Origin of the sequence: Streptomyces sp. E2N166, from assembly GCF_003671715.1 — a bacterium.
Classification (GTDB): Bacteria; Actinomycetota; Actinomycetes; order Streptomycetales; family Streptomycetaceae; genus Streptomyces; species Streptomyces thinghirensis.
In genome coordinates, this window is record NZ_RAIF01000025.1 from 111,246 (window position 1) to 118,486 (window position 7,241).

General features: G+C 74.4%; 7 protein-coding genes. 3 read left to right on the forward strand and 4 right to left on the reverse strand.

What is annotated here, in order from left to right:
* Positions 1-1,768 (forward strand): PhoX family protein (locus EBH09_RS18495; RefSeq protein ID WP_238697356.1); only part of this gene is annotated, 1,768 nt, incomplete at its 5' end.
* Between the two features lie 28 nt (positions 1,769-1,796).
* Here EBH09_RS18495 and EBH09_RS18500 read toward each other — a convergent pair.
* From EBH09_RS18500 to EBH09_RS18515, 4 genes are all read right to left on the reverse strand, one after another.
* Positions 1,797-2,816, reverse strand: a complete 1,020-nt coding sequence (locus EBH09_RS18500; protein ID WP_121748102.1) for an endonuclease/exonuclease/phosphatase family protein — start codon at positions 2,814-2,816, stop codon at positions 1,797-1,799.
* Between the two features lie 100 nt (positions 2,817-2,916).
* Positions 2,917-3,270 carry an ADP-ribosylation/crystallin J1 gene (locus tag EBH09_RS18505; protein ID WP_121748103.1) on the reverse strand — a complete coding sequence of 118 codons (354 nt, stop codon included), beginning with the start codon at positions 3,268-3,270 and terminating at the stop codon, positions 2,917-2,919.
* A 100-nt stretch (positions 3,271-3,370) separates the two neighbouring features.
* On the reverse strand, positions 3,371-4,309 hold the full coding sequence (locus tag EBH09_RS18510) for a hypothetical protein (RefSeq protein ID WP_121748104.1): 939 nt from the start codon (positions 4,307-4,309) through the stop codon (positions 3,371-3,373).
* Between the two features lie 153 nt (positions 4,310-4,462).
* Positions 4,463-4,930, reverse strand: a complete 468-nt coding sequence (locus EBH09_RS18515) for a hypothetical protein (protein WP_121748105.1) — start codon at positions 4,928-4,930, stop codon at positions 4,463-4,465.
* Positions 4,931-4,999: 69 nt separating this feature from the next.
* On the opposite strand from EBH09_RS18515, the gene EBH09_RS18520 reads away from it, so the two are divergent.
* Both EBH09_RS18520 and EBH09_RS18525 read left to right on the forward strand, forming a co-directional pair.
* Complete coding sequence (locus tag EBH09_RS18520) at positions 5,000-6,241, forward strand: PP2C family protein-serine/threonine phosphatase (protein ID WP_121748106.1); 1,242 nt, start codon at positions 5,000-5,002, stop codon at positions 6,239-6,241.
* A 75-nt stretch (positions 6,242-6,316) separates the two neighbouring features.
* A partial coding sequence (locus EBH09_RS18525; RefSeq protein WP_121748107.1) for a hypothetical protein occupies positions 6,317-7,241 on the forward strand: 925 nt, incomplete at its 3' end.

Below are 7,241 nucleotides of genomic sequence, written 5' to 3' on the forward strand. Positions count from 1 at the left end.
GCTGCGGTTCACGCCCGTCGCGCCCAACACCGACGACGCCGTCACCGTCCCGGAGGGTTACCGGCAGGACGTCGTGATCCGTTGGGGTGAACCCATTCTGCGCGGCGCGCCCGCCTTCGACCCGGACAAGCAGACCGCCGAGGCGCAGGCGGGGCAGTTCGGGTACAACAACGACTTCCTCGCGCTGCTGCCGCTGCGCGGTGAGCGCGGCCGGCAGGTCCTCGTCGCCAGCCACGAGTACACCGACGAGGTGCTCATGTTCCGCGGCTACGACCCCGACAACCCGACCCGTGAGCAGGTCGAGATCGCCTGGGCCGCGCACGGCCTGTCCGCCGTGGTGGTGGAGGAGGAGCGCGGGAGCGGGAAGCTGACGCCCGTGACGCGGCACCGCCTGAACCGGCGCGTCACCGCGACGACCGAGTTCCGGCTGACCGGTCCGGCCGCCGGTTCCGACCTGGTGAAGACCTCCGCCGACCGGTCCGGCCGGAAGGTGCTCGGCACCCTCAACAACTGCTCCGGCGGCACCACGCCGTGGGGCACGACGCTGCACGGCGAGGAGAACTTCAACCAGTACTTCGCCAACAGCAGCCGGGCGACGGACAAGCGGTACGGGATCGGCACCGGCGCCACCGAGCGCAAGTGGGAGCGGTTCGACAAGCGCTTCGACGTCGCCCAGGAGCCGAACGAGGTGCACCGCTTCGGGTACGTCGTCGAACTGGACCCGTACGACCCGGAGTCCACCCCGCGCAAGCACACGCTGCTCGGCCGCTTCAAGCACGAGGCCGCGACCGTGCGGCTGACCCACGACGGGCGCCCGGTAGTCTACACCGGCGACGACGAGCGGTTCGACTACTTCTACAAGTTCGTCGGCAGCAAGCGGATGCGGCACGGCAACAGCCGCTGGGCGCGCGAGCACAACCTGTCGCTGCTCGACGAGGGCACCCTCTACGTCGCCAAGCTCAGCGGCGACTCCCCGGCGATCGAGATCGACGGCACGGGCAAGCTGCCGCGCGACGGCGAGTTCGACGGCAGTGGCCGCTGGATCCCGCTGGTCACCGCCACCGAGGACGGCGCCGTCTCGCACGTCGACGGCATGAGCGCCGAGGAGGTCTGCGTCTTCACGCGGCTCGCCGGTGACAAGGTCGGCGCGACGAAGATGGACCGGCCCGAGGACATCGAGCCGTCCCCGCGGAGCGGCAAGGTGTACGTCGCCCTCACCAACAACTCCAACCGCGGCGTCGGCTCGAACGCCAAGGCGGACGAGGCCAACCCGCGCAACGCCAACAAGCACGGGCACGTCCTGGAGCTGACCGAGCGCTGGAACCGGGCCGACGCGACCGCCTTCGCCTGGTCGCTGTTCCTCGTCGCCGGTGACCCGGAGGACCCGGCGACCTACTTCGCGGGCTTCCCCAAGGACCGGGTCAGCCCGATCTCCTGCCCCGACAACGTCGCCTTCGACGACCACGGCAACCTGTGGCTGTCCACCGACGGCAACGCGCTCGGCACCCACGACGGCCTCTTCGGCGTCGCGACCAACGGCGACCGGCGCGGTGAGCTGAAGCAGTTCCTGACCGTGCCGAACGGCGCGGAGACCTGCGGCCCGCTCATCCAGGACCGGCGGGTGCTGGTCGCCGTGCAGCACCCGGGCGAGATCGACGGCGCCTCCGTGGAGGAGCCGGCCAGCACCTGGCCCGACGGGCCCGGGACACTCGTGCGTCCGGCGGTCGTCGCCGTGTGGCGTGCGGACGGCCGCGACATCGGCGTCTGAGCGCCCGCCGCGTCGTCCGGGGCCGGTGTCAGCCGGCCCTGTGCAGCGTGAGGTCGACGACCAGTGCGCGGTGGTCGGTGTCGGCCAGGTCCAGGAACCGGGCGCGGTGTGCGGTGAAGTCCTCCGACACCAGGACGTGGTCGATCTGCACGCCGAACGCCGGGGCGGTCCGGGCCGGCCAGGTGGCCGTCCGGTCGGCCCCGGCCAGCCGGGCCGCGTCGCGCAGCCCCGTGTCGAGGACGCGGCGGAAGGCGGCGTGGTCCTGGGAGGCGTTGAAGTCGCCGGCGAGGATGCTGGGGGTCCCGCTGCCCTCGGCCTCGGCGGCGGCGTCGCGCAGTGCGCCCAGTTCCTCGCGCCACAGGCCGACCTGGTCCGGCAGCGGCGGCATCGGGTGGGCGAGCTGGAGCCGTACGGCGTGGCCGCGCACGTCGGCGACGGCGCCGGGCATGCCCATGGTGCCGGGGACGCCGGGAGTGGCCTTGAGCGGGAACGCGCTCAGGATGACGGACCCCTCGGAGCCGCCGCCCTCGACGGCCTGCCGGTGGGGGTAGTCGGCGGCGAGGCCGCGCCGCAGCGCCGCGTCGCACGTGTACTCGCACTCCTGCACGAATACGATGTCGGGCTTCTCGCGCCGCACGGCGGAGACCAGCTCGCCGGTGCCCTGTCCGAACTCGACGTTCGAGGTCAGCACCCGCAGCTCGGCGACGGGCAGCCCGACGGGGTCGCCCGTCTTGCCGTACGGCTCGATGAACCAGGCCAGCAGCCCGAGCAGCGCCACCCCCCACACGGCGCCGGTCCACCACCGGGCGAGCAGCGTCAGCAGCAGCCCGGCGCCCGTCGGCACGAGCAGCCAGGGCAGGAAGGCGAGCAGTTGCGGTACGGGTGTGACGCCGTCGCTGTCGGCGAGGCGGCAGCCGACGACCACGCTCACCACGGCGAACAGCAGCCCCGCGCACCAGGCCCCGGACCGCCGTCCGGCGCGGCGGGCGGCCGGCCGCTCCCGCGAGTCCGTCCACTGGCCGGTCGCCGTGTCGGTGTCCGTGTCCAAGTCCCGGCCCTTCGCTCGCGGGTGCGGTGGCTGCCTGTGCGATTCCCGAATCCTCCGTCTAAGACGGACGCCGGAGGCCGAAAGTTGCGCACAGGGTTCCCTACGCCTCCGCGTGGAACTCCCGGACCACCTCGATGCGCCCCACGATGTGCCGGTTGAACTCCTCCAGCTCCTCCGCCGGAACCCACAGCTCCAGGATGGTCTCGCCGCCGGCCCGGCGTACCGGGTAGCGCTCCAGGAAGTCGGTGTCGACCTCGAACCGCGTGACGTGGCCCGAGCCGGACGCGGGGACGTTCCAGTCGCGGGCGATGCGGACGGCGTAGTCCTCGTTGAGCACGGGGTAGAAGATCGGCTGCTCGGGCAGGCGGGGCGGCCAGGCGGTCCAGTCGGATGCCTCGACCAGCGCCAGCTCCTCGGGGCCGGTGGGGCGCCACAGGGTCGTCGTCTTGGACATGGTGGGTGACCCTAGCCTTCAGGCCGGAAACCCGGCCAAGGTATTACCCGCCGCCGGGCGCCTGCGGATTCAGCCGGTGACGGGTTCCCGACCGGGCGGTTCAGAGCCGGGCCCGCGGCCGGCGGGGCGGTGCCGGGTCGACGGGGGTCCCCGCGGGCGCCCGGCGCCGGCGCAGCAGATGTCCGTACCGGCCCGTGAGCCAGGAGGCCAGGGCGACCGTGAGCCCCAGGGCGACCAGGAGCCAGGAGGCCGTGCGCAGGGTGTCGGTGAGGGCGTCGTAGACGGCGCCCGCGGCCGGTCCGTCCACCGCGCCGTCCACCGCGCCGGGGAGTTCGGCGACGGTGAACCGGCGGCCGACCACGACGGCGAGGGCCAGCAGCGCGCCGCCGAGGGCGGTGCCGATCCCGGCGGCCGTGACCGCGCGCCTGCGGCAGGCGGCGACGGCGATGCCGGTGACCGCGAAGACGACGGCCGCGAGCGGCAGCCACAAGGCGGCGACGTCGAGCACGTGGTAGCCCTTCCTGAGCCGGTCCACCTCGTGGGCCGGGAGCACGGTGACCGCGGTGTGCCGGACCGGGATGCGCCGCGCGAAGGGCACGTTGTCGTCGGTGAGCCGGTCCTTGACACGGGCGGTGACGGGGGCCAGGTCGACGGTGACCGCGCGTCCGCGCGACCGTTCGTCCCGCAGGGCGCGCAGCACGGCGTCGTGGACGGTGCGGTTGGCCGCGTCCCAGCCCTCGCGGAAGGCCTCGGTCCGGGTGAAGGAACGCGCCGCGTCCTGTACGAAGAGCCGCACGGTGCCGCTCACGGGGCCGGCCGCGACCTGGTCGACGACCCCGTCGCCCACCGTTTCGCCCACCGCGTCGGCGACCGCGTCCCGTACGTCCGGATCGTCGGCGAGCGGCGACATGGCGGCGACGTACCGTCCGGTGTCGGCCGGCCCGTGCACAGCCCAGCCCGCCAGCGTGCCGCACGGCGCGAGCGGGCAGGCGAGGGCGGTCAGGACGGCCGACAGGGCGTTCCGGTGACGTGGGGACACCCTTCCAGGCAAGGCCCCGGGAGCGGCACGGGCGACCGGCGTGACTGCATATGGCCCACCACGACGAGCCGAACGGGCGCCCCGCCCGGGCCGGAGGGCCGCGGACGGGCGGTCGCCCGCCCCGGCGCTCCGGCCTCCCGGACGTGCGGTCCGTCAGGTGACCTGGTGGCCCTTCGCGTCCTCGTGGGTGTAGTACCGGTAGAACAACGTGGCGAACACCGCCGCCGCGAGCAGCAGGGACACGACGACGCAGGTGAACATGGCCACGCCGCTCTGCGAGTACAGGAACCCCAGCGCACTGCCCGCGAAGGCGGCCCACAGGACCGCGTGGCCTTCGCGCGGCAGCCGTCCGGCCACTGCCCGGACCACGGCGAAGAGCACGACGAACGCGAGCACGGTCATGAAGCCGAACAGCAGGTTCCAGCCGGTGATGGGGCCACCGTGCCGGTTGATGGACGCGGCCCAGTAGCCGTAGACCAGCCCGATCGTGACGGGCACCGCCCACTTCGCCACCTTGTGGGCCCGCTCGCCGAAGACATCGGGCGTCGTCGTACGGCCGCGCGTGCCCGTCCCGGGGGACGTTCCGGTGGATGTTCCGCGTGCCGGTACCGCGTGAGCCATAGCGCACTCCTCTCGCCTCACCCCCCGTCTAACCAGGGCACACCTGGGCGGGCCGACCGGCAAGTCAGGATGCGGGCCGAGGGGGCACGTGGTTCGCTGGGCCCCGTGTGGAGTCGCGACCGCGAGCCGGTGCGCGGCCGGTGGCGGCTGCTCGGCCGACTCGTCCAGGCCGCCGGCCGGGGCGACGCCGTGTCCCGGCACGAACTGCTCAGTGTCCGCGGGCACAGCGTGGCCTGGCTGATCCCGCTGCTCCTGCTCGTCGGCATCACCGCGGCCGACGTCACGACCGGCGCGTTCGAGATCATCTCCTGGACCGTGCTCGTGCCCGGCATCGCCGCCGCGATCTGCGGGGTGCGATCCACGGCCGTGTTCGCGGTGGTCGCCCTCGTCGTCTACGTGTTCGCCGACACCGTCTGGCGGCACCGGGAGGAGACCGGGCTGCCCGGCCTGGTCCTCGTCGCCATCGGGGGGACGATCGCAGTGGTGGCCGCCGCGCTCCGGGTCGGCGGCGAGCAGCGCATGCTGCACATGAAGGACATCGCCGAGACCACCCGCCGCACCGTGCTGCGCCCGCTCCCGGTGGGCTTCGGCGGCCTCGACCACGCCGCCGTCTACCTCTCCTCGGACACCGAGGCCCGCGTCGGCGGCGACTTCTACGACATCCAGCCCGGCCCGCACGGCACCCGTGTCCTCGTCGGCGACGTGCAGGGCAAGGGCCTGGGCGCGGTGGAGGCGGCGGCCGCGCTGCTCGGCACCTTCCGCGAGGTCGCCTACCACGAGCCGGACCTCGCGACGGTCGCCGAGCGTCTGGAGACCCGCATGCGGCGTCACCGCGCGCACACCGCGGCCCTCGGCCGGTCCGACGGCGACCGCTTCGCCACCGCCGTCCTCATCGGCTTCTCGGAGGACCTGTCCGACGCCGTGGACGCCGTCTTCTTCGGCCACGAACCCCCGCTGGCGGCCGGCCCCGAGGGCGTGCGGCCCCTGGGGGACGCCGGCGGGCTGCCGCTGGGCATGGGCGACCTGACGTCCGGCCCGTCGGCGTCGGTGCGACGGCTGGCCCTCGCCGCGGACGAGACGCTCCTCGTGGTCACCGACGGGGTGACCGAGGCCCGCGACGCCCGGGGGTGCTTCTACCGGCACGCCGAGAACGTCGTCCGCGCGGTCGCCGCCGATCCGTCGAACGCGGCGCCGCCGAAGCTGGTGGCGCTCGTCCGGGACGGCACGCTGCGGCACTGCCGGGGACGGCTGACCGACGACACCACGGTCTTCGCGGTACGGCGGACCGGCCGGCCGCCGGAGTGGCCCTAGACAGGGCTCAGGTGCCCCGCTTTGCAGCCGCAGCGGTTACGGTGCTGCCGTACGTGATCGACAGGGGGAGGGGACATGCCCGGAACCGTGCTGCTGCTCGCGGCGTCGCCCGTGGGCAGGGGGTGCCTGGTGGACGCCGCCTCCGTGCTTCCCGTGCTCGCGGCCGTGCCGCCCGCCGTGCTCTCCGGCACCGACACCGCGAACGTCGTCGAGCTCGCCGACCCGCTGGAGCCGCAGGCCGTCCTCACCCGGCTGCGCGCCGCCGCGGCGGCCCCGGGACCACTCACCGTCTACGTCGCCGGCCAGCTCCAGCTGGACCGGCGCCAGCGTCTGCCGCACCTGGCGCTGGCCCGTACGACACCGGCGACCATCCGCTACACCGCCCTGCCCTGGCACTGGATCCGCGAGGAGCTGCGGCTGCGGCCGAGCGGCGCGACCACGCTGCTGCTCGACCTGCACGCCGACCAGGAGACCTGGCAGTGGCTGCGGGCCAGCCCGTTGGACTGCGGGCGCAACAACGCCGTTTACGGTCGCATCGCGCCGCCGCCCGCCAGACGGACGGTGGCGGCACCGTCGTACATGCGGGCCGTCGCGACGATCCTGCGCAGCGGGCACCGGCCGCCGCCGGACCAGCTGCACCAGCAGGCGCTGACCCGCGCCGCGGCCGATGCCGCGGGCAGTGGCGCGGGCAGTGGCGCGGCGGCCGGCGCGGAACTGGTGCTGGCCGCGCCGGGGCCGGAGGCGGGTGACCCGCACGCGGTCATCGCCGCCGCCGTGCGGTCCGGGCGGCACGCGGACGCCGACGCGCTCGCCGCCCGGCACGAGCGGGCCGCCGCCCAGGCGCACGGTCCCGCTTCCGAGGACGCGCTGCACTGGACGGAGGTCCGCGCCGACCTGGCGATGTTCGCGGGGGACCCGGTGCGCAGCTGCCGGGCCTGGCTGGCGGTGGCCGAGGCCCGGCTGGGCGCCGGCCAGCCGCCACAGGCACCGGCGGTGGAGG